The sequence below is a fragment of the Cycloclasticus sp. PY97N genome (assembly GCF_002443175.1).
GTDB classification, from domain to species: domain Bacteria; phylum Pseudomonadota; class Gammaproteobacteria; order Methylococcales; family Cycloclasticaceae; genus Cycloclasticus; species Cycloclasticus pugetii.
The window spans coordinates 550,393-574,013 of record NZ_CP023664.1 but is presented as its reverse complement, the minus strand read 5'-3'; the positions used below and the strand labels follow the sequence as shown (position 1 = coordinate 574,013).

Below are 23,621 nucleotides of genomic sequence, written 5' to 3'. Positions count from 1 at the left end.
GACCATCAAAAGGCTTACGACGTAGGTTATTTCAAATAATCTCTGTTACACTTTGGGGAATGAGCACAAAAAAAAACCTTCTTAATTTTTCTGGTATGTCGGATGAAACCTTTGCTAGGTTTATCCGCTTTTGCCACCGACACGAATACCCGAATAAAACAGATATTATTCAGCCCGGTGATGAGATAAACACTTTATATTATTTTATTGAAGGGTCCGCCTACGTACGTATCGATGAAGTCGATGGTCACGAATTTATTCTCGCCAATTTAAGTCGCGGAGACTTCCTTGGCGAAGCGAGTTTTTTTGAACCGACCCTGACACGTGACAAACAAAACGTTTACGTTCAAACCTCTTCTTCCTGCCAGCTTGCGGGCATTAGTTATAACCGCTTAAACTCTTTACTTAAGAATGAGCTCCAAGCAGATAGCAAAGAAATTATTACCGTACTAGGCCGCCAATTGGCCAAGCGTCTATTGCAAACCAGTCGCAAAGCTGGGCGTTTAGCATTCTTAGACGTCAGTGGCCGTGTTGCTCGAACATTAATCGACTTAACCGGTGCCCCTGAAGCGATGACCCATCCCGATGGCATGCAAATTAAAATTACGCGACAAGACCTAGGCCGAATGGTCGGCTGCTCACGTGAAATGGCTGGTCGGGTTCTAAAAACAATGGGCGAAGATGGATTGATTGAAGTCAGCGGCAAAACAATCTTAGTAAAAAAGGCTCGCTAAGCAATGAGCCTTTTTAAGGCCTCGCCAGGATCATCGCAACGCATAAAGGCCTCACCTATCAAGAAGGTATGCACCTGATGCTCTTTTAGCATGCTAATGTCTTCAGGTTTGTGCAAGCCGCTTTCACTGACAACAATAACGCCATCAGGAATATGCTCCAATAAGTCCACCGTGGTTTTTAATGACGTGTCAAAGGTTCTTAAATCCCTGTTATTTATGCCGATCAAGGCTAAATCCAATCGTAACGCACGCTCTAACTCATCCGCATCGTGAACTTCTACCAGCACATCTAAACCTAACTCGCCAGCTAATTGATACAAGCCCTGTAATGTCTCATCATCAAGCGCAGCAACAATTAACAAAATACAGTCTGCGCCGATCGCACGAGCCTCATAAACTTGATAAGGGTCTACAATAAAGTCTTTACGAATAACCGGCAGCTTGCACGCTGTTCTTGCTTGTTTTAAATACGCTTCTGAGCCTTGAAAAAAATCCTTATCGGTCAGTACCGACAAGCAAGCAGCACCACCTGCTTCATAGCTGGCTGCTATCTCAGCTGGGTTAAAATTCTCGCGCAACAAGCCTTTACTCGGTGATGCTTTTTTTACTTCAGCAATCACCGCGGTTTCACCGTTACTCAGTTTTTTCTTAATCGATTTAACAAAACCACGAACCGGCGAAGCCTGTGCAATTTGCTGCTTTAAATCATCAATGGAAAAACGCTCAAGCCTCTCGGCAACCTCTTGGTGCTTACGCGCTACTATTTTTTTTAGAACGTCGGGGGTATCACTCATCTTTAAAGCCTTGTGTTTTCTCTTTTAGTTCAGCCATTTTTTGCAAAGCTTTACCGTTGTTTATGGTCTCAAGCGCCAATGCAACACCAGACTTAATGCTGTCTGACTTACCACAAACATATAATGCGGCACCCGCATTAAGCGCAAGCATGTCCGCCGCCTTTTTACCTTCTGTTGTTTTTTGTAAGCCCAAGGCATCGTTTATTAAAGCCAGTGACTCACTAGCACTGTTGACCGTTAAGCCAATTAAGCTTTGACTCGCAACCCCCATTTCTTCAGGCGTTATTTTGTATTCAACAACATGTCCATTTTTTAATTCTGCGACGTGTGTTGGAGTGGCTAAACTAATTTCGTCCAGCCCATCTTGCGCATGCACCACAAGCACACGCTCACTGCCTAATCGCTGCAAAACATTCGCAATAGGTTGGCATAAAGCTTCGTTAAACACCCCTATCACCTGCGACTTTACGCCAGCTGGGTTTGTCATTGGCCCCAACATATTAAAAATGGTTCGTTGAGATAATTCTGTACGCGGCCCAATAGTATGCTTCATCGCGCTATGGTGAGCGGGGGCAAACATAAAGCCGATACCCACCTGTTGAATACACTGAGCCACCTGCTCTGGCGTTAAACTTAGGTTGATGCCGGCTGCTTCTAGCACATCCGCACTACCTGTTGAACTGGATACCGAGCGATTACCATGCTTGGCCACTTTCGCGCCGGCTGCTGACACAACAAAAGCACTTGCCGTTGAAACATTGAATAAATCTGAACCGTCACCGCCTGTTCCACAGGTGTCAACTAGAAAATCACCACTCACTGGCACAGTTGCTGCCAACTCACGCATCACAATAACGGCACCTTCAATTTCGTCGAGCGACTCCCCTTTCATTCTCAATGCGACTAGAAAACCGCCGATTTGTGCCTCTGTTGCTGCACCTGACATAATCTGGCGCATAACATCGATCATCTCATCGGTAGCAAGATCTTGATGGTTAATAGCTGTTTCAAGCCCTTGTTTAATATCCATTGTTCAGACCTTGTATAAAAAGTTGTTTAATAAATCATGCCCGTGTTCAGTCAAAATGGACTCTGGGTGAAACTGTACACCTTCAACCTCTAACTCTCGGTGCTTAAAGCCCATAATTTCATCCATTTCACCTGTCTCTGTTTCCGTCCATGCTGTTATTTCCAAACAGTCTGGTAAGGAGTCTTTTTCCACCACCAATGAATGGTAACGCGTGGCTTTAAATGGATTACTTAAACCAGTAAAAACGCCGCTATTATTGTGGTGCATATCCGATGTTTTACCATGCATAATTTTCTTTGCGTGAACAACCTTTCCACCAAAAACTTCACCAATACTCTGGTGCCCTAAACAAACGCCTAAAATCGGCACAGAACCAGCCATTCGCTTAATAAGTTCAACAGAAATACCCGCTTGGGTTGGGGTACAAGGCCCAGGTGAAATCACTAACCGATCGGCCTGCATCGCAATTACTTCATCAATAGTCGCTTGGTCGTTGCGCACAACATGCACATCGGCCCCTAGCTCAGCAAAATATTGCACCAAGTTATAGGTAAAGGAATCATAGTTATCAATCATCACTAATTTACATGTAGCCATTAACCTTCACCTTCTTCTAAACCATGTTTTGCCATCGCCACTGCTTTAAAAATAGCCCGTCCTTTATTCATTGTTTCAGCCCACTCGTTCTCTGGCACAGAATCATGCACGATGCCTGCGCCCGCCTGAATATTCAACTGCCCATCCTTTATCACTGCTGTTCGAATAGCAATGGCTGTATCTAAATTCCCCGACCACGACAGGTAACCAACAGCACCCGAATAAATGCCGCGCTTAACCGGCTCCAACTCGTCAATAATTTGCATTGCCCTCACCTTTGGCGCACCACTAACGGTACCCGCAGGAAAGGTCGCTTCCAAGACATCAATAGCATTAAGGCCAGCCTCTAGTTGCCCTGTCACATTCGATACAATGTGCATAACATGAGAATAACGCTCAATCACCATTTTATCGGTTAATTCTACGGTACCTGTTTTGCAGACACGCCCCGCATCATTACGGCCCAAGTCAATCAACATTAAATGTTCGGCGCATTCTTTAGGGTCTGCCAGCAACTCTTTCTCCAAGGCCTCATCTTCTTCACGTGTCGCACCTCTCGGGCGGGTACCCGCAATGGGTCGAACCGTTACCTGCTCATCTTCCAAGCGCGTTAAAATTTCTGGCGATGAGCCAACAACATATGTATCGTCTAAGTTTAAATGGTACATGTATGGAGATGGGTTCAAGCACCGTAGTGCACGATACAAGTCTATTGGCGGCTCTTCATAAGGGATGCTCATCCTTTGCGATAAGACCACCTGCATCACATCGCCTTCAACGATATAGTCTTTTACCGTTTTAACCGCTTCTTGAAAGCCTTCTTGGGTGAACCCCGAAACGAACCCAGACTCATCAATCGCTGGTGATTGGCTTTGCCCAAACGTAGAACGTATTTCAGTAGTATTTAATTGAAGGCTAAGCTCTTCAAGACGACTCAAACCATCTTGGTAGGCAGTCTCCAGCGTTGGATCAACGTGAGTCACAATCATTATTTGATTGTTAACGTTATCAAAAATCAACACTTCTTCAGAAATCATTAATAAGATATCTGGGGAGCCTATTGGGTCTTCTTTTTTATTTTGTTGGCTGTTTTCTGCGACTTTTGGCTCGATATAATGAATAGTCTCATAACCAAAGTAGCCAACCAAGCCGCCACTAAATCGTGGCAGGCCATCAATATCCGGTATATTAAATGTCGATGCGTACTGTCTCACCCAATCTAAAGGGGCATCACTACTGAGGCTGTTTGTTAGTCGACCATTCGATTCCAAGCGAATGTTGTTACCTGTTATTTTAATCACTTCGTTACACGGTAGGCCAATAATCGAGTAACGCCCCCAATTCTCGCCACCTTGTACAGATTCAAAAAGATAACTATAAGGCCCATTAGCCAGTTTCATATAGGCGCTTAATGGGGTTTCTAGGTCGGCCAAAATCGTTTTCATCAGGGGAATTTTGCTATAGCCCTGATCGGCATATTGTTTAAATTTTTCGGGTGTCATCACACGGTCTCTTAATTACTTCATCAATGGTTTTAATGCTTCTGCTAAATCATTCAGCCGAACCGCCATCGTTTTTTCATTAGTTTTACATCACCCATATTTGGCACCTTCTCTTATGCGGCTTTTTCCAGCAACTGCGCTATTTCTGAAAAGTGTTGTATGACAACATCAGCACCTAATTGATGCACATCATCCTCACCGTGATAACCGTAACTGACACAGATGGAATAAAAACCAGCTGCTTGGGCCGCCATAATATCATTGACCGAATCACCCACCATAATAGACTGCTCAGGTAATACGTTAAAAAACTTCGCCGTCTCTAATAGTGGCATCGGGTGTGGTTTTCGGTGCTCAAAGCTATCACCGCAGACAACTTTATCAAAAAATTGGCTCAGCCCTATTTCCTTTAATAAAGGCAACGTAAATTGTTCTGGCTTATTAGTAATACAGGCCATAGCTATTCCTGCCCGTTTGAAAGCAGCTAATGTGTCTTCCACCCCATTATAAAGCTCACTGTCGGTATTTAGGTTATCTGCGTAGTGCTTTAGGAATATTGGATAGGCTTTATCAAACAAGTCTTTCGGTATATCGCCATTAATATCCCCCGACAAGGCACGTTTTACTAGTACGCGTGCGCCATTACCAATCCAGCCACGCACGTTGTCTTGTTGTTGCGTTGGTAAATTTAACTCCGCCAATGTTAGTTGCACTGCTTTTGCTAAGTCAGGCACGCTATCCAATAATGTGCCATCTAAATCAAAGGCCACTAACTTTGTTTGGCAATTGTCACGCAATGTTTTCAAGCAACTGCCTTTGCTATTTTCTCACGCATAGCTGCAATAGTTTTTGCATAATCACCGGTGTTAAAGATGGCCGAACCAGCGACAAACATATCTGCACCGGCAGCGGCAATTTCACCGATATTATCAATCTTTACACCACCATCTACTTCAAGCCGAATATCAGCCCCACTCACATCAATACGTTGACGAACTTGACGTAATTTCTCCAACGTAGAAGGAATAAAGCTTTGCCCGCCAAAGCCTGGGTTTACCGACATCAATAAAATCACATCGAGCTTATCCATCACGTGATCTAGATAACTTAATGGCGTTGCTGGATTAAAAACTAACCCTGCCTTGCAACCTAATTCTTTAATCAGGCCTAAACTGCGGTCTATATGTTCAGATGCCTCAGGGTGGAAGGTAATATAGCTAGCCCCTGCTTTTGCAAAATCAGGAATAATTCGGTCTACTGGCTTGACCATTAAATGGACATCAATCGGTGCAGTTACGCCATGATTGCGCAGCGCCTCACACACTAATGGCCCAATGGTTAAATTCGGCACATAATGGTTGTCCATCACATCGAAATGCACGACATCTGCGCCTGCAAATAGCACATTGTCGACCTCTTCGCCCAAACGAGCAAAATCAGCCGATAAAATAGACGGTGCAATTAAGGGTGTTTTCATTTCTTAAGCAACTTTTTAATAAAGGAAGAAGGGTACCCGAATTTGCATTTTATTTCATCTCCATTAACCCTATAGGCCTTACATCGCGGCTTATCTTAACCGCCTAATAGATAAAAACTTTTGTTCTGCAGTAATAAGCATTTCAAACACACCATAAATTCCATCATGCGTTAAAAACTGTCGCACATTATCTGCCGAAAACTCTATTCGTCTTCCGTCGCTAGCGATGGTTGAGATTTTGTTCGCATGGCCTTTATAAACAGATAAATATTTTTCTGCTGAAATAGCCAATTTAAAGATTAACCGTTGATCTTGCATGCCCGTATTTTACCCATGTAAAAACTGTTTTCATATCTGACAAAAAACCATTGTATGAATTAGCAGTGCTAATACCTGCTTTAGTCTAGATTTTTTACGTACACTAATGCACCATGAGCACTTCAATTCATTCACATAATACTTCTCAACCATGCCTAAAAAACTATTACCTTTTTTAGCATTCAGTTTTGGTCTACTTGCTAGCGGTTTTGCATTTTGCGCAGACTTAGACAGAGAAAAGCGCATCGCAGAAAGCGTCAAAGACAGTATTATCATTGGCGACATACTGACTTTAAAAACCGACAGTGTCGAGTTTTTGGGGCTACTTAATAATGAAGAGCCTGAACAGTTGCGCGGTAGTATTATTATTTTGCATGGCATGGGCTCAAACCCAAATGCACCACAAATCATTCGACCATTGCGTAGTCAACTGGCACAAATGGGCTGGGTCACCGCATCCATTCAACTCCCAATGGCTTCTGATGATGCCTCTATTAACGATCATTTAGCTTTAATTAAAGAAAGCGGCCCTAGAATCGAGTCGACCTTAAACTACATGCGTGAAAACTTTGACAACCACCCTTGCGTATTAATAGCACATAGCTTGGGTGGCATTATGGCAACAAATTTTCTAGCCCAACAAGACAAAAAAGCCTGTGATGCTCTTGTACTAATTGGCTTACCCACCTTGGCCTCTGACTTACCAGAAGCTCAAGCAACTGAACATTTAAGGGACTTATCCATCCCTGTTCTCGACATCTTTGGCAGCCAAGACCTTGATAATGTAAAAAAAACCGCTCCTATGCGAAAATTAGCGCTGGTTAAGAGCAACCCTCTTAACCGTCAAGTTGAAATCTCAGGTGCCGACCATCTCTTTACTGGTTTAAATGACACATTGGTTTTATCGATACATAATTGGCTTATACACGTTTTTAAACACCCTCTTCAATCACAATAAAAAAGGAATACTCATGATCTCTCTAGCAATTAGTCTGCACGCTTTATCTTCTGTTATTTGGGTAGGCGGAATGTTTTTCGCTTACCTTGTTTTACGCCCCAGTATTGCCACCCAACTTGATTCGCCTCAACAACTCAGCTTGTGGTCCACTGTGTTTGCCAAATTCTTCCCTTGGGTCTGGGTTTGCGCTGTACTACTACTTGGCACAGGTTTTTGGCTTATTTTCAATAAATTTGGCGGCATGAAATATGTTGCACCCTATGTTCACCTCATGATGAGCATGGGTATCATTATGGTGCTTATTTTTATGCATATCTTCTTTGCACCTACACGTAAATTAAAACGCGCCGTTACTGAACAGAACTGGGAAGGCGCGGCTAAAAGCCTAGGCCAAATTCGTCTGTTAATTGCCATCAACCTTATCATTGGGCTGAGTGTTATCGTTATTGCTACCGCTGGCCGATACATGGTTGGTTAACGCGGATCTTTTGAGCAAAACCCTATCAATTAAAAAAACAGCCTGTCTTATGAACAAAAGTTTAGTCACCAATTTATTGGCAGTTGGCATTATTATCGCTAGTTTTTTTACCCCGCTATACACTGAGAATATTAGAGCCATTGGTGTCTTCGCGCTTTCTGGCGCAGTTACCAATTGGATTGCGGTTCATATGCTTTTCGAAAAAGTACCTTTTCTATATGGCTCTGGCATTATTCCTGCTCATTTCGAAGAGTTCAAACGCGGCATTCAAGACCTGATCATGCGGCAATTTTTTACGCAGGAAAATATACAACGTTTTCTACAGCGTGAAGAAGATGCCGCCCAACAGCTGTTTAATGTTGAACCACTTCTTGATCGGCTTGATTATGACCAACTCTTTCAAGGACTGGTTGATGCGATTGCCGAGTCATCCTTTGGCAGCATGCTAGCCATGGTTGGTGGCGTTGCTGCGCTCGACCCTTTGAAAGAACCTGTGTGTAAAAAGATTCGCTTAACACTTGCACAGATGACCCAAAGCCCAGCATTTATCGACGCCATACATGAAGGCATTAATGCTCAGCAAATCAGCGGTGATTTAATCGATGACATTGAGGCTATTGTCGAAAAAAGACTAGATGAATTGACACCCGATATGGTCAAAATCATTATCCAGCAAATGATTAAAGAACATTTGGGTTGGTTAGTGGTATGGGGCGGCGTTTTTGGCGCGATGATCGGTTTTGTGTTTAGCCTTTTATAACAAACCGGTCACACCAATAATAGGTTACTCAGCAACCCGTAATACTAGCGCTACGCGCCTATTTTTACTGCGCCCCTCGTCCTTTATATTGCTAGCTATCGGCCGAGTATCTGCATAACCAATAGCGCTTAATCGTTGTGGAGCAATACCACGACCGATTAAATACCGCGTGACACTCGTCGCTCTTGCAGATGATAACTCCCAATTTGATAAGAACCTTGGCGTAGAAATCGGCTGATTATCTGTATGACCTTCCACCAGAATATGCCAAGGGCGCTGCTTTAACATCAGCGCTATTTCATCTAGCACCCGCTCACCAGAGCGGCTTAACGTAGCATCTGCAGGGAAAAATAAAATACTATCGCTCATCGCCAGCTTAATAATATTTTGCTCTTCTACCACGCTCACCCGGTCTTTTAAATGACTAAGGTAAACCTGATCTAAAAAGGCACCGTTATCAACAGAGGGAGATATTTGCATGGCTTTAGCTGCCTGAGACTTTTCCTCTGCCGACTGAATGCCTTGTTGTTGATACCCGAGCAGCAAAACAAACAGTGTCACCATTAATAGCAATAGATCAATATAACTTACCGCCCACGACTCATTGTCCTCTACTGGAAGCAGCGTTTCACTAGACTGTGACCTTCGTTCAATCGACATGAGAGGCCATTAAAGGTAATAATTTAGACAGTCTACTTTTAGTGATGGCTCTTTTTGTTTCAGGTTTTGTGTCTGCTGGTATTCCGTGTGCTTCTAACATGTCACGAATCACAAAAGGGTGTTTCTTTTGATACACCATCACCAAGCCTTCTAACAATACATTAAGGTGCGCGGCATGCTCTGCCGTAACTTTTTCCAATTTAATCGCCAGTGGCTTACATACCAAATTAGCAACAACCAAACCGTATAATGTTGTCAGCAGAGCAAACCCCATTGTGACACCGACTTCATCCAAGCCTACATCGCCCAAACCATAAAGCATATGTATCATACCCAGTAAGGTTCCTAGCATCCCAAACGCAGGGGCATAACTCGACATTAAACGTAAAATCTGTGATTTTTCCTGATTGACTACTAGCAAACGAGCTCGCTCTTTTCGCAGGATAGTATCAATATCTTCTAACGAGGTTCTATCAAGAATAAGCTGGACGCCTTTCCTTAATAACGGCTGTTGCGCCAATTTAATTTCTTGCTCTAGCACTCGCAGTTGAGAGGAGCGATACAACTGCGCACAACGGAGCAATTGTTTAAACTCCGCACGCCCTTGAAACGCTTTTTCTTTCCCTTGAATAATATCAGGCAATTCGCGTAACAACTGCACTACTTTATGTTTCGGTTTGCTAAGCATCACAGCACATAAAGTACCACCTAACACTACCAGCAACCCAGGGACATTGATCAACGCAAACAAATGGCTAGGGGAAATCAACACAACTACCGAACCTAACAACATCAACAGCGTTACATTAAAAACCGACAAAAATCGCATCATCTAACCCTTTATTTATTAATCTTAATAAAAACAAAGCAATTGATATGCCTATTTATTTATTACATTAAAAAACAACTAGTTAGGAATTTTATTTACTTAAATAACTTATTTTATCTAGAGCAAAGAATATAGTCGCGGCAGCCGTTTGCCGGCCAGGCAATACTAATCGCGGAAATTCTTAAACTGTAATGGAATACCTAAGTCTTCCGCTTTTAATAAAGCCATTACCGCTTGTAACTCATCGCGCTTCTTACCCGTTACACGAACTTGTTCCTTTTGAATTTGCGCTTGGACTTTTAATTTTTTTTCTTTAATTAACTTGGTTATTTTCTTAGCCGATTCGCTATCCAAGCCTTCTTTGATAATCACTTTTTGGCGCACCCTTAAGCCTGATTCTTCGGCCTTCTGTACGTCCATACAGTCAACATCAACACCCCGACGAGATAATTTTATGCGAAAAATATCCAGCATCTGACCCAATTGAAATGTTGATTCACCACTTAGAACAACCTCATGTTGAGCTAATTCAAAAGAGGCATCAGTCCCTTTAAAATCAAAACGCGTACTCACTTCTTTGTTTGCCTGATCAACCGCATTGGTTAATTCGTGTGTATCGACTTCTGAAACCACATCAAATGATGGCATAGCACCTCCTGTTCATTGGATTAAAATACATTTAATTTTAACGAGTAGAGTCGTAGAACAACAGTTTTTTATCGCCCCACAAAGGCGTTAGCTTGAAAACACCTTTAATTGCAGTTCATCCAATATCGACAGCAATCCATCTTTGATCTCACGAAGTTCTGCACACTTTTCTTTTGCTTCTTGCTTATGATGCGCTTTATACAATTGTATAACTTGGTCGCCTACGCTGTGTAAACGCCGATGCAGCTTGTCTATAGCTCCAAAGTTAGCTAAGTGACCATACTGCTTTAACCCATCTGAATGATACCAAGCCCCAAAACGGCACCTATTTTCATCACTTAGTAGCGCTTTTTCAGCAGCTAATGTTTCGTCTTCAATTGGGTTCAGTACATTATTAACCCATTCACGAATGTCGTACTGCGCTACCAATAACGGAAACACCTTGAGATCCCATTCCGTTTCTGACCAAACGTTCCATCTCGCATCGGGTGTGAATTTTTCTGACCAAGCCATTACCGCTTCTGCCGGCATTGCCTTTGCGATCCCATCCCCTTGCGCAACATCACAGCCTAAACGCATCAAGAGCCCTCCCTGCTCAGCGGTTTCGACACCCTCTGCTAGCACCTCTCGTTCAAATGTCGTCGCTAAGCTTATAATCGCCTGCACAAGCGCCAGATCTTCTTTATCATCCAAAATATCACTTACAAATGATTGGTCTATTTTTAGCCTATCGGCAGGTAATCGCTTCAAGTAACCTAACGATGAGTACCCTGTACCGAAATCATCCAACGCAAAACGCACACCTAAGCCTTTACAGTTGTTAATAGCTGCCTGTACGTGTTGAATATCCCCCAGCGCTGCCGACTCTAGTATTTCTATTTCAAACTTATTTGGCTCCACATTGGCGTATTGTTTTAAGCTATCTCTCAATCGTCTATAAAAACTAGGCAAATGAAAATGTTTTGCTGCAATATTGACGCTCACCGTCCACTGCTTACCCTGCTTTTGCCAAACCGATAGTTGCTCTAATGCTGATGCTATCACCCATTCGCCCAAGCTGATGATTAACTCATGCTGCTCGATGATTGGCAAAAATTCCATTGGTAGTATCAGGCCTTTTTCAGGGTGTCGCCATCGTAGCAAACCCTCCATACCAACAACCTCAGCGGTTCTCATATTTACTTGGGGCTGATAATGCAGCTCAAACTCACCAGCCGCTAGTGCGCGCTCAATTCGCTTAATAACTTTTTCAGAATCATGCGCTTTTTGGTTCTGCTCCACATCAAACCAATGAATTCTATTTCGGCCTGATTGTTTAGCGTCATACATCGCCTGATCAGCTTGTCGCAATAACGTATCAGCATTTACTTTTTCACCCGAATAGTTTGCCACGCCAATACTGCAAGAGATTTCTATGGTTTTATTATCAATCCGATAAGGCGCAGACACCGCAGCTTTTAAACGATACAAGGCTTGCACTAACGCTGGTTTTTGACTTACCTCACCGATCAAAATAACAAATTCATCACCACCTAACCGGGCAACAGTATCCTCCTGGCGAAGTTGTTTTTTCAGACGGCTTGCCACTTCAATTAATAGTTTATCCCCTACTTCATGGCCATAAGTATCATTGACCGGCTTAAACTCATCTAGATCCATCATACAAACAGCCAAATTAGTGCCATGTCTCGATGCCAAATGAAGCGCCTGCTCAAAACGGTCTGTTAACAAGGCCCTATTAGGCAAACGCGTCAACATATCGTGCGTTGCATGCCATATCATTTCTTCACTGTAAGCTGAATGCTCGGTTGTATCGACGAGTGTAATGACACACCCCGTAGTAAACTCACCTGCCCCCTCTAGAGTAGACATCTTCCCTTGCACAGGGACTCGTTGACCGCCTTTCGTCACAAGCATGACATTACGAGGGAGCTGTTCAACACTATTAAACGATCTACCTTCATCGCTAGAGTAATAACTCAGCAACGTATTCGAGGCTTTTTTTACTAAACAAACCACACGTTTAACCGGCACGCCTATCGCTTCTGAGTAATTCCAACCGGTCAATTGACAGGCCGCCTCATTTATATACGTCACCAGACCATTTTGTGATGCCGTTATGACTGCGTTATCGACGTGCTTCAACGTTAATTCGACGTGTTTTTTTTCAACCTGAAGCGCATTTTGCCAGCGCTGCTGGTGTGATAAGTCAGCCAGCGTCACCTGATATAAGGTTTGGTCGGACAAATCTAACAAGCTCATCACCATTTCCACAGGGAACTCGTCATCGCTATCAAATCTTTTACAGATGCATTGAATATTTGCACTACCTTTTGAAGTAGCCTCTTGCAGTAAATGGCTAAAAAGTTCTTTTGAAGCAACCCCATTCGGTTGACAGTCTGGCGCCAGCGAAAACAAATGAAGACCCAGTAACACATCTCGAGAAGCTGCATTAAACATCTGCAGCGTGGCCTTATTTAATTCAATCAAGCCGTCATCACAGTACACCATCATGGGGTTAAGGTTTAAATCAAATAATTGCTGATAATGACGAACATCATCGCTAAAGTATTGCGCCCCTCTCGTTGGTATTGATTGCAGATTGAGATTTTGTTCATCCATAAACGTTAAACCCTTAGCCATTCCATGGCGAAGCCTTATATATTTAGTGTATTGTCAATTGAATATAGCTCAAACATTAAAAAGCTCAAGCTGCCTTTCGAAGGTCTCTGATGGTATCGTAAGCTTCTGTGATTTGCTGCGTCTTTTCTTTTGCTATCTTCATCATCTCATCAGGTAAGCCTTTTGATACCAATTTATCGGGATGATGTTGGCTAATTAAGCGTCGATACGCTTTTTTTACTTCCGCATCGCTTGCAGACTCACTCACTCCCAGAATAGCGTAGGCCTCCTCTGGTGTTGATCGGCTTTGTTGATGCGCCCCCCGTCGTTGACTCGCTCCCAACATACGCTTTAGCTGCTCATATGCAAACTGAGGAATACCTAAACGTCCACAAATATGCGCTAATATTTGATCTTCCGCATCATCTAGCTCTCCGTCTGCATAAGCTGCTTGAAGCTGCACTTCAATAAACATGCGAATTAAGTTCTTTTGCCGCTGGCAGGCCTGTTTAAATTCATCCAGCTCGGCATCTAAATTAAACTCAGGGGCTTTTCCGCGATTAAATTCATTAACAGCCTCTTTTTTCATCGCCGCGGATAGCTCCATTTGAGCCATTACCTGCTGAGCCATTTGAATTTCTTCTTTGGACACCTGCCCATCCGCTTTAGCAAGGTGCCCCATGATCGCGAATGTAGATTTAAAAAATATCTTTTTTGTTCGTTGCTGGCGCTCTGGATCAAATGGATTCTGTGCCATACCTGTATCAAATTTATGACCAATATAGACACCCAGTAGCGCACCTAAAGCACCAAACGTCATATAACCAAAAACAGCGCCTAATAATTTACCCGTCCATCTCATCGTTTCACACCTTTTACTTGCAAAATTCTTAATAAAATTAGATCATTAGCAGCTTTTTTACTAAGCATACTAAATCAAATGACTATTCCAGCTTCCTTACTCGATGCCAACCTAAACAGCCTGCCACTTATCCATAAAGGAAAAGTTCGCGACATTTATGATATTGATGATAAGCACATGTTAATTGTTACCACCGATCGTTTATCTGCGTTTGACGTTATTCTACCCGATCCTATTCCTGGCAAGGGGATTGTGCTAAACGAAGTCTCCAATTTTTGGTTTGAAAAATTAGCCCACCTAATCCCTAATCAATTATCTAAATTAACACTTAATCAAGTATTAGATGATGAGAAAGACTGCCAGCGCCTTGAAAAACGTGGGATCATTGTAAAAAAACTAAAACCATTACCTATTGAAGCTATCGTTCGTGGCTACCTAATAGGTTCTGGTTGGAAAGACTATCAAAAGTCAGGACAGGTATGCGGTATTCAATTACCTGAAAATTTACAACAAGCCTCACAACTCTCTGAGCCGCTTTACACACCTTCAACTAAAGCAGCAGTTGGCGATCACGATGAAAACATTTCTTACGCAGAGACTATTCAACTATTAGGTGAAGATTTAGCGAAGCAAGTGCGTGATATCAGCTTAACCTTATATAAAACGGCTGCTCAATACGCCTTAGAACGTAATATTATTATCGCTGATACTAAATTTGAATTTGGTTTAGATGACAATGGCGTGCTACACCTTATTGATGAAGTGTTAACACCTGACTCATCACGTTTTTGGGATGCAAAAGAATATAAAGTGGGCACAAGTCCTGCTAGCTTTGACAAGCAGATCGTTCGTGACTACCTAGAAACCTTAGATTGGGATAAAACAAACCCAGGGCCTACCTTACCAGCGGAAATCGCAAATAAAACAGCTGCTAAATACCGCGAAGCACAAACACTATTAACTGAGTAAGGTTTCTTTCAAATACAAAAAAGGGCGCTTAAGCGCCCTTTTTTGTACCACTTAAATATGTCGTTTATTTATTAGTAAACTCTGGATATGCTTCCATACCACATTCACTAAGGTCAACACCTTCATATTCTTCTTCAGCTGAAACACGAATACCCATTACAGCTTTCAACACACCCCAAACCACAAGGCTTGCAACAAACACCCAAACAAAAATAGTTGCCGCACCGATCAATTGACCAGAAAAGCTTGAACCATCATTTGTTAACGGCACCAATAAAAGTCCTAATAGGCCACAAGTACCGTGTACTGAGATAGCACCTACAGGATCATCTATTTTTAATCGATCAAGTGTCACAATTGATAAGACAACCAAAACACCGCCAGCTGCACCAAATAAAGTAGCTTGCAACGCAGTCGGTGTTGAAGGCTCAGCAGTAATCGCAACAAGTCCTGCTAATGCACCGTTTAATAACATCGTTAAATCAGCTTTACCAAACATTATTCTGGCCATGATTAATGACGCCATCGCACCACCAGCGGCCGCAGCATTCGTGTTTAAAAACACCATCGCTACGGAGTTAGCACTCGCGATATCACCTAGCTTCAACACAGAACCACCGTTAAAGCCAAACCAGCCCATCCATAAAATAAATGTACCCAATGTAGCTAGGGGTAAGTTTGCTCCGGGAATAGGGTGAATTTCACCATTAGCTCCATATTTTCCTTTACGAGCACCCAGCAATAAAACACCTGCTAACGCTGCAGCTGCACCAGCCATATGTACAATGCCTGATCCTGCAAAATCTGAAAAGCCAAGGTCGCCTAGGTTATACATGCCAAAGACATCTGCACCGTTCCATGTCCATGAACCTTCCATAGGATAAATCACGCCTGTCATCACGACAGCAAAGGCCAAGAATGCCCATAACTTCATACGTTCAGCAACCGCACCTGAAACGATCGACATTGCTGTAGCAACGAACACCACTTGGAAGAAAAAGTCTGAGGCATTTGAATATACAGAACCGCCATCAAACCCGGCTTCTTTTGATTCTGCTAAAACAGTAGCTGTCAAAGCATCAGCAGTTGCAGCGCCGTCTAGCTCAATACCACTTAACATGGCACCGCCACCATACATAATTTCATAGCCATACACTAAATACATAATGCATGAAACAGCAAATAACGCTACGTTCTTAGTTAAAATTTCTGCTGTATTTTTTGAACGAACAAGACCTGCCTCTAACATTGAAAAGCCAGCTGCCATCCACATAACAAGCGCACCACACATTAAGAAATAAAACGTATCTAGCGCATATTGTAACTCTAGTATTTGATCCACGTTGAGATCCTCCAATTATTTAAATTAAAGCGCTTCAGCGCCAGTTTCACCAGTACGGATACGAACAACTTTTTCAAGCTCAGTTATGAAAATTTTGCCGTCTCCAATTTTTCCAGTGTTTGCCGCTTTAATAATTGAATCGACTGCTTCCTCAACTTGCTCATCTGACAAGGCAATCTCAACTTTTACTTTAGGCAAAAAGTCCACAACATACTCAGAACCACGATAGAGTTCCGTATGACCCTTTTGGCGACCGAAACCTTTAACTTCAGTGACGGTAATGCCGGAAACCCCAATATCAGATAACGCTTCGCGAACATCATCTAATTTAAAAGGCTTTAATACAGCTGTTACTAGTTTCATTATTGTTCCTCTTTTCTTTGATGTCTTATTGACGGGGATAATAATGCATAGGGCATGCCATATTTAAAAAAACGTTAATATTCAAATAGTTAACTGATAAAAAGCCGAGCGAGGAAAACTCTAAAATCAAATATTGCCCCATATTAGTGCAGCCAATGAACCAGCTATAACCAGTTTATTATTTACGTTGGGCATAAAAAAACACCCCTCAAGGAGGGGTGTTTTTAAACTGCTTAACTCATTACCCGTTAGGGTAAAACAAGTTAAATAAGCAGAGAAGCTCTGCTTGAACTCAGTCTTATAGAGACTTAGAAACAGTTAATACATATGCAGCATCGTCACCTGATTTAAGTTCAGAACCAGCATCGTTTGAATTTGTATCAACATCTGTGTAAGCCACTTCTACATCAACACCCATGTAAGTAGTAGATGCAGCTAATTTCCAATCCCAGTAGTCACTTGAGTCAGCTTGTAAATCATAGTAGCCAACATGAGCAGCAAAAGCGATACCGTTGTACTCGCCAAGATCAAGACCTAGGTCTGTGTAGTTACCTAAACGGTAATCACCAAGGTCATCGCTGCCTAAATCAACACCAAAATACTGAGTCAAAGAAGCAGGACCCATTGAAAGACCTACATAAACTTCCGTGAAATCTGTCTCTGTTCCTGATGTTGGGTATGCGTAATGGATAGCACCAATATCAACACCAACGCCATTGAACTCACCAGCCCAACCAGCATAAACATCAAATTCCATGCTTTCGTCAGAATCAAAATCAACATTTGAACCCCAAACACCAGCATATACGCCATTACCTAAGTCCGCATCAAATCCACCTTGAATCGCTGGTGAACCGTCAGTTTGAGACATACCACGCCAGATATAGTCTGTTGTTAAAGCAACGTTGCCGCTGATTTCGATAGCACTTGCTGCACTTGAAGCAACCAATAAGCCAGCAACTGCAGTTGTTTTTAATAATTTCATTTTCATTCCTTGTTGTTGATAAATTATGATACCGTCCAAGCTTTAAAGTGTTTTTTGCATAAACGGTATTTGTTGTTATTGTAGCACAAATGGCCAAAATCAAGCTTTTTTACTAAAAAAAAAACAACAAAACCGCACTAATTACGGCCTTTTTTGTTTTTCACGCACCTAACCGGTGCATTAAATAAATTTCATATACCCTATATAGCTATGATTAACCCAACTATAATTGAAAGCATTACCCAGTCGCTGATCGACCACTTACCCAACGACCTTGCAAGCATTAAAAGTGAAACCGAAAAAAACTTTAGATCAATTTTGCAACAACAGTTTGCTAAGTTAGACTTAGTTACGCGTGAAGAGTTTGATGTACAAAGTGCTGTGCTTGCGAGAACACGTGAGAAGTTAGATGCGCTTGAACAAACTCTTAATGAATTGACGGAAAACAATAACACCTAAAGCTTCCTCATTAAATCATGCTGTTAAGGAAAGGATTCCACCATGTCACTAGCTACTACTCTAACGCGCAGCTCCACTGGCATTAATGCGCCATTAGTAACCGTTGAAGCGCACCTAGCAAACGGTTTACCCAGCCTAAATATTGTTGGCTTACCTGAGGCGGCTGTTAAAGAAAGTAAAGATCGCGTACGCAGCGCTATTCTCAATTGTCAATTTGAGTTTCCTGCTAAGCGCATCACCATTAACTTAGCACCTGCTGATTTACCCAAAGAAGGCGGGCGATTCGATTTACCCATAGCGCTTAGTATTCTTGCAGCCTCTGGCCAGATACCCAACGACAAGCTGCTTGATTATGAGTTTCTTGGCGAATTATCGCTAAGCGGTGAATTAAGAGCCATTAAAGGCGCATTACCCACAGCTATAGCCTGCCAAACAAGCCATCGAACACTCTGCTTACCCACCCATAATCAACACGAAGCAGCGCTCATCTCAAGTGTTGATATTATTGGCGCCCCCCATCTGCTAGCTGTTTGCTCGCACCTTCATGGACAGCAAGAACTGCCTCTTTTTAAACCTAAAAATGATGTAACCTCTCCCTCAATAAATACTCTCGACTTTTCAGACGTTCACGGTCAGCAACACACCAAACGCGCACTAGAAATTGCCGCTGCTGGACGCCACAGCCTATTAATGCTTGGCCCCCCAGGAACCGGCAAGTCAATGCTTGCAGCTCGATTACCAAGCATCTTGCCGCTACTAAGCGAAGAAGAGGCCATTGAGACCGCCTCAATTTACTCTATTAGTCAGCACAACCTTGATACTCACCAGTGGCGGATGCCTCCTTTTAGATCTCCTCACCATAGCGCTTCATCTGTTGCTTTGGTCGGTGGTGGCAGTTCGCCAAAACCCGGCGAAGTATCACTCGCGCATCATGGCGTTTTATTTTTAGACGAGCTCCCCGAATTTGACCGTAAAGTATTAGAGGTATTACGCGAACCTATTGAAAATGGAAAAATATCCATCTCCCGCGCTAACCACCAAACAGAATTTCCTGCTCGCTTCCAACTTATCGCCGCGATGAACCCATGCCCTTGCGGTTACCTTGGTGATACTTCTCAACGATGCCAATGTAACCCTGTTCAAATCAGCCGTTATCGAAACAAAATATCCGGCCCCTTGCTCGACAGAATTGATATGCATATTGAGGTACCCCGTATTTCCAGTGAAATGCTACGTAAAGGCACTAACGGAGGTGAGCAAAGTAGTGCACAAATTGCTTTACGGGTGCAACACTCGCAAATAAAAGCACTAAAACGACAAGGTCAACTCAACGAATTATTATCCACTGCACAAATCAAACAACATTGCCAAATAAGCGATGAAGATCATCAGCTACTAGAGCAGGCAATTGAAAAACTGGGTTTATCGCACCGTGCCTATCATCGCATTTTACGTGTCTCGCGAACCATCGCCGATATGGACCATCAAACTAATATTCAACGCCACCACTTAACTGAAGCCTTAAGCTATCGCCGCATGGATAAACGCGTCACATAAAGCGCTGAAAATATCATAAAGAACGAGTAAAATTTGCTCCCAAACTCATCTTTTAAGTCGCCGTGCCCAAACTAAACCCAGAACAACACAAAGCTGTTATCACAACGGACACCCCCTTGCTTGTTATTGCAGGTGCTGGCAGCGGAAAAACCCGCGTCATTACCGAAAAAATATCACACCTTATTAGTAACGGTGTTGAAGCCAAACATATTACCGCCGTTACCTTTACCAATAAGGCTGCAAGAGAAATGCGTTCACGTGTTGACAAACTCTGTTCGTCAAAAAAAACAAAAGGCATTCGCATATCAACATTTCACTCCCTAGGTCTTGATATTATTCGCAAGGAGTATCAAACACTTGGCTTTAAAAAGAACATTAGCATTTTAGATGAACAGGATAAATTTAAGGTCCTACAAGATATTTTAGATAATAGCCAACATCAGTTAGATAAAGCTCAAATACCCCCCCTTTCGTGGCAAATATCCGACTGGAAAAACCAAGCTGTCTTGCCCGCACAAGCCATGTCTTTAGCTGAAGACGCTCAACAGCAGTTTGCTGCTGCATTATATGAACAATATCAGCAATATAACCGCGTATGCAATGCGGTCGATTTTGATGATTTAATCTTAACGCCGTTAGTCCTTTTTAACGAACACCCGTCAGTATTAGAAAAGTGGCAAAACAGTACTCGTTACCTTTTACTCGATGAATATCAAGATACAAACACCACGCAATATGAGTTTTTTAAGCATTTAGTTGGCGCCATAGGACAATTCACCGTCGTTGGTGACGACGATCAATCCATTTACGCGTGGCGAGGGGCTAACCCAGAAAACCTCTTCACACTAAAAAAGGATTTCCCTAGATTAGAGATCATTAAACTCGAACAAAACTATCGCTCTAATCAACGTATTTTAAAAGCAGCTAACCAACTCATTAGCAACAACCCACATTTATATGAAAAGAACCTTTGGAGCAACATTAAAAGTGATGAGAAAATTAACGTCATCAGATGTAAAGATGAGTTTTCGGAGTCACAACAAATCGCGGCCGAAATTTCTCGTATAAAATTTAAACACCGGGCCAGCAATGCTGACTTTGCTATCCTCTACCGAAGCAACCACCAAGCAAGACTGTTAGAAAAAAGCCTACGGGAATTATCGTTACCGTATGCCATCAGCGGCGGCACTTCATTTTTTTCCCATGCTGAGATAAAAGACACCCTGTGTTATATCAAACTGCTTATTAACCCAGACGACAACAGTGCTTTTCTCCGAGTTATTAATACACCCCGCCGTGAAATTGGCACCAGCACTGTCGAAAAACTCGCCCTTTATGCCAATAGTCGCCACATTAGTTTATTTGATGCTTGTTTTGAAATAGGGCTTGAACAACAGTTAAACGAACGAACCTATTACAAACTGCGCTCTTTCTGCGACTGGATTGTTAGCTTATCTGATAGAACACAACAAGAAGACCCGATTGCCATCCTTCATGAGATGCTTCAACACATTGAGTATTACGATTGGATTAAAACTCACGCCAATAGCGACAAACAGGCAGAAAGAAAAATAAACAATGTATTAGAGTTAATAAAATGGATTGAAAACAGCGCTAAAAAGTCACAAGAAGAGCGCAGCTTGGGCGATATTGTGTCACGCATGATGTTGCTCGACAGCTTAGAGCGCAACGAGGAGGAAGAAAAAACTGACCAAATAAAACTCATGACCTTACACGCCGCAAAAGGACTTGAGTTCCCTTACGTCTATTTAATTGGCATGGAAGAAGGCATCCTGCCTCATCAAAACAGCATTGATACTGATCAAATTGAAGAAGAACGACGACTGGCTTACGTTGGCATTACAAGAGCCCAACAACAGCTCACCTTTAGTTATTGCGCGCAACGAAAGAAATACGGTGATGTTTCATCAACAGAACCCAGCCGTTTCTTAACCGAACTGCCCGTCGAAGATTTAGATTGGGCCGCCGTCCAAAAGAAAAACCCAGAAGAACAAAAGAAAAAAGGCCAGGAAAGCCTGGCCCTTATGAAAAGTTTATTAAATTAAATTACTGACTTCTCTCAACCATATAATCAATAGCGGCGGTCACATCTGCATCAGATAATTGAGCAGAACCACCTCGTGCAGGCATTCCTTTAAAACCTTTGGTCGCGTGCTCAAAGAGCACTGATTCACCTTGTGCAATACGAGGCGCCCAAGCTGCCACATCACCTGTTTTAGGTGCGCCCGCCACTCCTGTTGCATGGCAAGCCATACACGCCGTATTATAAACTTGCTCTGCGGACATAGGTTCCGTTGCAACCACCACTGGCGGCTCAACAATTGGACTAGCTTTTTTAGCTTCGGCTAACGTCGTTGCTAACTCACCTAAAGGTTTAATTCTATCTAAAACCTTTTTTTCTGCTGCTGCAGACATTGGCTTCTCGTCAACCAAACCAATCGCTACAAAAGAAATTACAATAGCAATAATAACTAACACACCTATCGTGACACCTAGGTCACTTAAAATTTTCTTATCTTCACTCACGTACTAACTCCAATTTAGTGATATTTTTTCAGGATTATAAACCCTAAGCCTATAAACCCGAAGTAAAAACAGTTCAATATTTCATCAACATATCACGTTATAATACCGCAACAATATACAAAGCGCTCGTAGCTCAGCTGGATAGAGTGTCGCCCTCCGAAGGCGAAGGTCGTGGGTTCGACTCCCGCCGAGCGCGCCAATTTAGCAATCAATATATCCTTAGATAAAAAAGAAAATAGTCACCCCCCTATTTAAGACTGCGTATCCATGTAAAAAACTATCTCCCAAGTATGATGCAATGAACAATTGGTACGCTTATCTAACCAACAAAAATTAGACGCAAATATCTCAATTGACTAATATCAAGCTGACTAACCGGTTGATACCCTTTATTTAGAACAGGCAAAAAAATAGGCAGGTCACATCAAGCAACTTGCCTATCCCAATTACAACTTTTATATCTTAATTATCAAGTTGGCCGACCCCTTGATATGCAACTAACTACTAATAGTGCTATTATTAGCATTGTTAATAGAATTATTAGGAGTGCTAAAAAATGATTACAGCAAATGATTTAAAAATAAAAGGCATTAGCTGCCTTGAAGATTCTCTCACCAACCAACCAGAAGTCACCATCACAGTTCGAGGTAAAGACAAATTTGTCGTCATGAAAATTGAGCAATATCATTACCTACGTGAGATGGAACTAGAGGCAGCCTTATATGAAGCACAAAAAGATCATGCGGAAAACAACTTTACAACGAGCACTGTTAATTCTCACGTAGAAGACATTTTCAACTAATGAATTACACCCTCATTTATACAGACTCGTACATAAAACGAGCAAGAAAATTCAGCAAACAACATCCTGAACTAAAAGAACAATACAGAAAAGCGCTACTACTACTTGCAGCAAACCCAAAGCACCCCTCTCTACGCCTGCACAAGTTATCCGGTAAATTGGCAGGTTTATCCTCAGTATCAATCAATGCAAGCTATCGAATCACTCTGGAATTTGTAATTTCAGAAAAAGCAATTCTACTCGTCAACGTTGGTAGCCATGACCGGGCTTATAAATAACAAATCAAGCTATCCACCCCTTAATTTCTACTTCAAAACCAAGCTGATTT

26 protein-coding genes and 1 tRNA gene are annotated in these 23,621 nt (G+C 42.4%); 11 read left to right on the top strand and 16 right to left on the bottom strand.

Features of this window, described 5'->3' with window-relative positions; translation table 11 throughout:
* Window positions 1-59: 59 nt before the first annotated feature.
* On the top strand, window positions 60-734 hold the full coding sequence (locus CPC19_RS02840; RefSeq protein ID WP_016390465.1) for a helix-turn-helix domain-containing protein: 675 nt from the start codon (window positions 60-62) through the stop codon (window positions 732-734).
* Here the strand turns inward: CPC19_RS02840 and trpC are convergent.
* The 7 genes from trpC to CPC19_RS02805 all read right to left on the bottom strand — a co-directional run bounded on the left by trpC (window position 731) and on the right by CPC19_RS02805 (window position 6,452).
* Window positions 731-1,528: an indole-3-glycerol phosphate synthase TrpC gene (gene trpC / locus CPC19_RS02835; protein WP_016390464.1), complete on the bottom strand. Its 798-nt coding sequence runs from the start codon at window positions 1,526-1,528 to the stop codon at window positions 731-733. The two genes, CPC19_RS02840 and trpC, sit on opposite strands and share 4 nt — an antisense overlap.
* Window positions 1,521-2,558: an anthranilate phosphoribosyltransferase gene (gene trpD / locus CPC19_RS02830; protein ID WP_016390463.1), complete on the bottom strand. Its 1,038-nt coding sequence runs from the start codon at window positions 2,556-2,558 to the stop codon at window positions 1,521-1,523. Before trpD ends, trpC begins: the two co-directional genes overlap by 8 nt.
* 3 nt (window positions 2,559-2,561) lie before the next feature.
* Window positions 2,562-3,155, bottom strand: coding sequence for an aminodeoxychorismate/anthranilate synthase component II (locus tag CPC19_RS02825; RefSeq protein WP_016390462.1), 594 nt, complete (start codon window positions 3,153-3,155; stop codon window positions 2,562-2,564).
* Window positions 3,155-4,657, bottom strand: a complete 1,503-nt coding sequence (gene trpE, locus CPC19_RS02820) for an anthranilate synthase component I (protein ID WP_015006803.1) — start codon at window positions 4,655-4,657, stop codon at window positions 3,155-3,157. The genes CPC19_RS02825 and trpE overlap by 1 nt, the downstream gene beginning before the upstream one ends.
* Before the next feature lie 113 nt (window positions 4,658-4,770).
* Window positions 4,771-5,463, bottom strand: coding sequence for a phosphoglycolate phosphatase (locus tag CPC19_RS02815; RefSeq protein ID WP_015006804.1), 693 nt, complete (start codon window positions 5,461-5,463; stop codon window positions 4,771-4,773).
* Window positions 5,460-6,134: a ribulose-phosphate 3-epimerase gene (gene rpe / locus CPC19_RS02810; protein WP_016390461.1), complete on the bottom strand. Its 675-nt coding sequence runs from the start codon at window positions 6,132-6,134 to the stop codon at window positions 5,460-5,462. Before rpe ends, CPC19_RS02815 begins: the two co-directional genes overlap by 4 nt.
* A gap of 90 nt (window positions 6,135-6,224) precedes the next feature.
* Window positions 6,225-6,452: a DUF2835 domain-containing protein gene (locus CPC19_RS02805; protein ID WP_015006806.1), complete on the bottom strand. Its 228-nt coding sequence runs from the start codon at window positions 6,450-6,452 to the stop codon at window positions 6,225-6,227.
* 151 nt (window positions 6,453-6,603) lie between these two features.
* Here CPC19_RS02805 and CPC19_RS02800 point away from each other — a divergent pair, with 151 nt between their 5' ends.
* Genes CPC19_RS02800 through CPC19_RS02790 form a run of 3 tightly spaced genes read left to right on the top strand, consistent with a single transcriptional unit; the run spans window position 6,604 to window position 8,648 of the window.
* Complete coding sequence (locus CPC19_RS02800; protein ID WP_016390460.1) at window positions 6,604-7,410, top strand: alpha/beta fold hydrolase; 807 nt, start codon at window positions 6,604-6,606, stop codon at window positions 7,408-7,410.
* Between the two features lie 13 nt (window positions 7,411-7,423).
* Window positions 7,424-7,888, top strand: a complete 465-nt coding sequence (locus CPC19_RS02795) for a CopD family protein (protein ID WP_016390459.1) — start codon at window positions 7,424-7,426, stop codon at window positions 7,886-7,888.
* Window positions 7,889-7,937: 49 nt separating this feature from the next.
* Window positions 7,938-8,648, top strand: coding sequence for a DUF445 family protein (locus CPC19_RS02790; protein ID WP_016390458.1), 711 nt, complete (start codon window positions 7,938-7,940; stop codon window positions 8,646-8,648).
* A gap of 24 nt (window positions 8,649-8,672) precedes the next feature.
* Here CPC19_RS02790 and CPC19_RS02785 read toward each other — a convergent pair whose 3' ends face one another.
* The 5 genes from CPC19_RS02785 to djlA form a co-directional block, all read right to left on the bottom strand.
* Window positions 8,673-9,308, bottom strand: a complete 636-nt coding sequence (locus CPC19_RS02785) for an OmpA family protein (RefSeq protein ID WP_016390457.1) — start codon at window positions 9,306-9,308, stop codon at window positions 8,673-8,675.
* Window positions 9,298-10,140 carry a motility protein A gene (locus tag CPC19_RS02780; RefSeq protein ID WP_236610534.1) on the bottom strand — a complete coding sequence of 281 codons (843 nt, stop codon included), beginning with the start codon at window positions 10,138-10,140 and terminating at the stop codon, window positions 9,298-9,300. Before CPC19_RS02780 ends, CPC19_RS02785 begins: the two co-directional genes overlap by 11 nt.
* 162 nt (window positions 10,141-10,302) lie before the next feature.
* Window positions 10,303-10,785, bottom strand: coding sequence for a YajQ family cyclic di-GMP-binding protein (locus CPC19_RS02775; RefSeq protein WP_015006812.1), 483 nt, complete (start codon window positions 10,783-10,785; stop codon window positions 10,303-10,305).
* Between the two features lie 87 nt (window positions 10,786-10,872).
* Complete coding sequence (locus CPC19_RS02770) at window positions 10,873-13,407, bottom strand: EAL domain-containing protein (protein WP_236610533.1); 2,535 nt, start codon at window positions 13,405-13,407, stop codon at window positions 10,873-10,875.
* 85 nt (window positions 13,408-13,492) lie between these two features.
* Complete coding sequence (djlA, locus tag CPC19_RS02765) at window positions 13,493-14,269, bottom strand: co-chaperone DjlA (RefSeq protein WP_015006814.1); 777 nt, start codon at window positions 14,267-14,269, stop codon at window positions 13,493-13,495.
* Window positions 14,270-14,347: 78 nt separating this feature from the next.
* On the opposite strand from djlA, the gene CPC19_RS02760 reads away from it, so the two are divergent.
* Window positions 14,348-15,238, top strand: a complete 891-nt coding sequence (locus CPC19_RS02760; protein WP_015006815.1) for a phosphoribosylaminoimidazolesuccinocarboxamide synthase — start codon at window positions 14,348-14,350, stop codon at window positions 15,236-15,238.
* A 64-nt stretch (window positions 15,239-15,302) separates the two neighbouring features.
* Here the strand turns inward: CPC19_RS02760 and CPC19_RS02755 are convergent, their stop codons facing one another.
* The 3 genes from CPC19_RS02755 to CPC19_RS02745 all read right to left on the bottom strand — a co-directional run bounded on the left by CPC19_RS02755 (window position 15,303) and on the right by CPC19_RS02745 (window position 17,928).
* A complete protein-coding gene (locus CPC19_RS02755; protein ID WP_015006816.1) occupies window positions 15,303-16,580 on the bottom strand; it encodes an ammonium transporter in 1,278 nt (425 codons plus the stop codon).
* A 24-nt stretch (window positions 16,581-16,604) separates the two neighbouring features.
* A complete protein-coding gene (glnK, locus tag CPC19_RS02750; protein WP_015006817.1) occupies window positions 16,605-16,943 on the bottom strand; it encodes a P-II family nitrogen regulator in 339 nt (112 codons plus the stop codon).
* Between the two features lie 298 nt (window positions 16,944-17,241).
* The gene (locus tag CPC19_RS02745; RefSeq protein ID WP_016390454.1) at window positions 17,242-17,928 is read right to left on the bottom strand and encodes a TorF family putative porin; all 687 of its coding nucleotides are present in this window, start codon (window positions 17,926-17,928) and stop codon (window positions 17,242-17,244) included.
* Between the two features lie 210 nt (window positions 17,929-18,138).
* On the opposite strand from CPC19_RS02745, the gene CPC19_RS02740 reads away from it, so the two are divergent.
* The 3 genes from CPC19_RS02740 (at window position 18,139) to CPC19_RS02730 (ending at window position 22,010) form a co-directional block, all read left to right on the top strand.
* Window positions 18,139-18,387: an accessory factor UbiK family protein gene (locus CPC19_RS02740; RefSeq protein WP_015006819.1), complete on the top strand. Its 249-nt coding sequence runs from the start codon at window positions 18,139-18,141 to the stop codon at window positions 18,385-18,387.
* Window positions 18,388-18,429: 42 nt separating this feature from the next.
* Complete coding sequence (locus CPC19_RS02735; protein WP_016390452.1) at window positions 18,430-19,944, top strand: YifB family Mg chelatase-like AAA ATPase; 1,515 nt, start codon at window positions 18,430-18,432, stop codon at window positions 19,942-19,944.
* Window positions 19,945-20,006: 62 nt separating this feature from the next.
* On the top strand, window positions 20,007-22,010 hold the full coding sequence (locus CPC19_RS02730) for a UvrD-helicase domain-containing protein (protein WP_096910738.1): 2,004 nt from the start codon (window positions 20,007-20,009) through the stop codon (window positions 22,008-22,010).
* A gap of 1 nt (window position 22,011) precedes the next feature.
* On the opposite strand, the gene CPC19_RS02725 is transcribed toward CPC19_RS02730, so the two are convergent.
* Window positions 22,012-22,491: a cytochrome c5 family protein gene (locus CPC19_RS02725; protein ID WP_016390450.1), complete on the bottom strand. Its 480-nt coding sequence runs from the start codon at window positions 22,489-22,491 to the stop codon at window positions 22,012-22,014.
* 122 nt (window positions 22,492-22,613) lie between these two features.
* Between CPC19_RS02725 and CPC19_RS02720 the strand changes: the two genes are divergently transcribed.
* The 3 genes from CPC19_RS02720 to CPC19_RS02710 all read left to right on the top strand — a co-directional run bounded on the left by CPC19_RS02720 (window position 22,614) and on the right by CPC19_RS02710 (window position 23,571).
* Window positions 22,614-22,690 (top strand) — tRNA-Arg (locus CPC19_RS02720).
* Between the two features lie 357 nt (window positions 22,691-23,047).
* Complete coding sequence (locus CPC19_RS02715; protein ID WP_016390449.1) at window positions 23,048-23,293, top strand: type II toxin-antitoxin system prevent-host-death family antitoxin; 246 nt, start codon at window positions 23,048-23,050, stop codon at window positions 23,291-23,293.
* Window positions 23,293-23,571: a hypothetical protein gene (locus tag CPC19_RS02710; protein ID WP_016390448.1), complete on the top strand. Its 279-nt coding sequence runs from the start codon at window positions 23,293-23,295 to the stop codon at window positions 23,569-23,571. Before CPC19_RS02715 ends, CPC19_RS02710 begins: the two co-directional genes overlap by 1 nt.
* Window positions 23,572-23,621 lie beyond the last annotated feature (50 nt).

Coding starts and splice junctions, on each gene's coding strand:
- CPC19_RS02840 (WP_016390465.1), top strand. CDS start 60: ATGAGCACAAAAAAAAACCTTCTTAATTTTTCTGGTATGTCGGATGAA.
- trpC (WP_016390464.1), bottom strand. CDS start 1,528: ATGAGTGATACCCCCGACGTTCTAAAAAAAATAGTAGCGCGTAAGCAC.
- trpD (WP_016390463.1), bottom strand. CDS start 2,558: ATGGATATTAAACAAGGGCTTGAAACAGCTATTAACCATCAAGATCTT.
- CPC19_RS02825 (WP_016390462.1), bottom strand. CDS start 3,155: ATGGCTACATGTAAATTAGTGATGATTGATAACTATGATTCCTTTACC.
- trpE (WP_015006803.1), bottom strand. CDS start 4,657: ATGACACCCGAAAAATTTAAACAATATGCCGATCAGGGCTATAGCAAA.
- rpe (WP_016390461.1), bottom strand. CDS start 6,134: ATGAAAACACCCTTAATTGCACCGTCTATTTTATCGGCTGATTTTGCT.
- CPC19_RS02805 (WP_015006806.1), bottom strand. CDS start 6,452: ATGCAAGATCAACGGTTAATCTTTAAATTGGCTATTTCAGCAGAAAAA.
- CPC19_RS02800 (WP_016390460.1), top strand. CDS start 6,604: ATGCCTAAAAAACTATTACCTTTTTTAGCATTCAGTTTTGGTCTACTT.
- CPC19_RS02795 (WP_016390459.1), top strand. CDS start 7,424: ATGATCTCTCTAGCAATTAGTCTGCACGCTTTATCTTCTGTTATTTGG.
- CPC19_RS02790 (WP_016390458.1), top strand. CDS start 7,938: ATGAACAAAAGTTTAGTCACCAATTTATTGGCAGTTGGCATTATTATC.
- CPC19_RS02785 (WP_016390457.1), bottom strand. CDS start 9,308: ATGTCGATTGAACGAAGGTCACAGTCTAGTGAAACGCTGCTTCCAGTA.
- CPC19_RS02780 (WP_236610534.1), bottom strand. CDS start 10,140: ATGATGCGATTTTTGTCGGTTTTTAATGTAACGCTGTTGATGTTGTTA.
- CPC19_RS02775 (WP_015006812.1), bottom strand. CDS start 10,785: ATGCCATCATTTGATGTGGTTTCAGAAGTCGATACACACGAATTAACC.
- CPC19_RS02770 (WP_236610533.1), bottom strand. CDS start 13,407: ATGGATGAACAAAATCTCAATCTGCAATCAATACCAACGAGAGGGGCG.
- djlA (WP_015006814.1), bottom strand. CDS start 14,269: ATGAGATGGACGGGTAAATTATTAGGCGCTGTTTTTGGTTATATGACG.
- CPC19_RS02760 (WP_015006815.1), top strand. CDS start 14,348: ATGACTATTCCAGCTTCCTTACTCGATGCCAACCTAAACAGCCTGCCA.
- glnK (WP_015006817.1), bottom strand. CDS start 16,943: ATGAAACTAGTAACAGCTGTATTAAAGCCTTTTAAATTAGATGATGTT.
- CPC19_RS02745 (WP_016390454.1), bottom strand. CDS start 17,928: ATGAAATTATTAAAAACAACTGCAGTTGCTGGCTTATTGGTTGCTTCA.
- CPC19_RS02740 (WP_015006819.1), top strand. CDS start 18,139: ATGATTAACCCAACTATAATTGAAAGCATTACCCAGTCGCTGATCGAC.
- CPC19_RS02735 (WP_016390452.1), top strand. CDS start 18,430: ATGTCACTAGCTACTACTCTAACGCGCAGCTCCACTGGCATTAATGCG.
- CPC19_RS02715 (WP_016390449.1), top strand. CDS start 23,048: ATGATTACAGCAAATGATTTAAAAATAAAAGGCATTAGCTGCCTTGAA.
- CPC19_RS02710 (WP_016390448.1), top strand. CDS start 23,293: ATGAATTACACCCTCATTTATACAGACTCGTACATAAAACGAGCAAGA.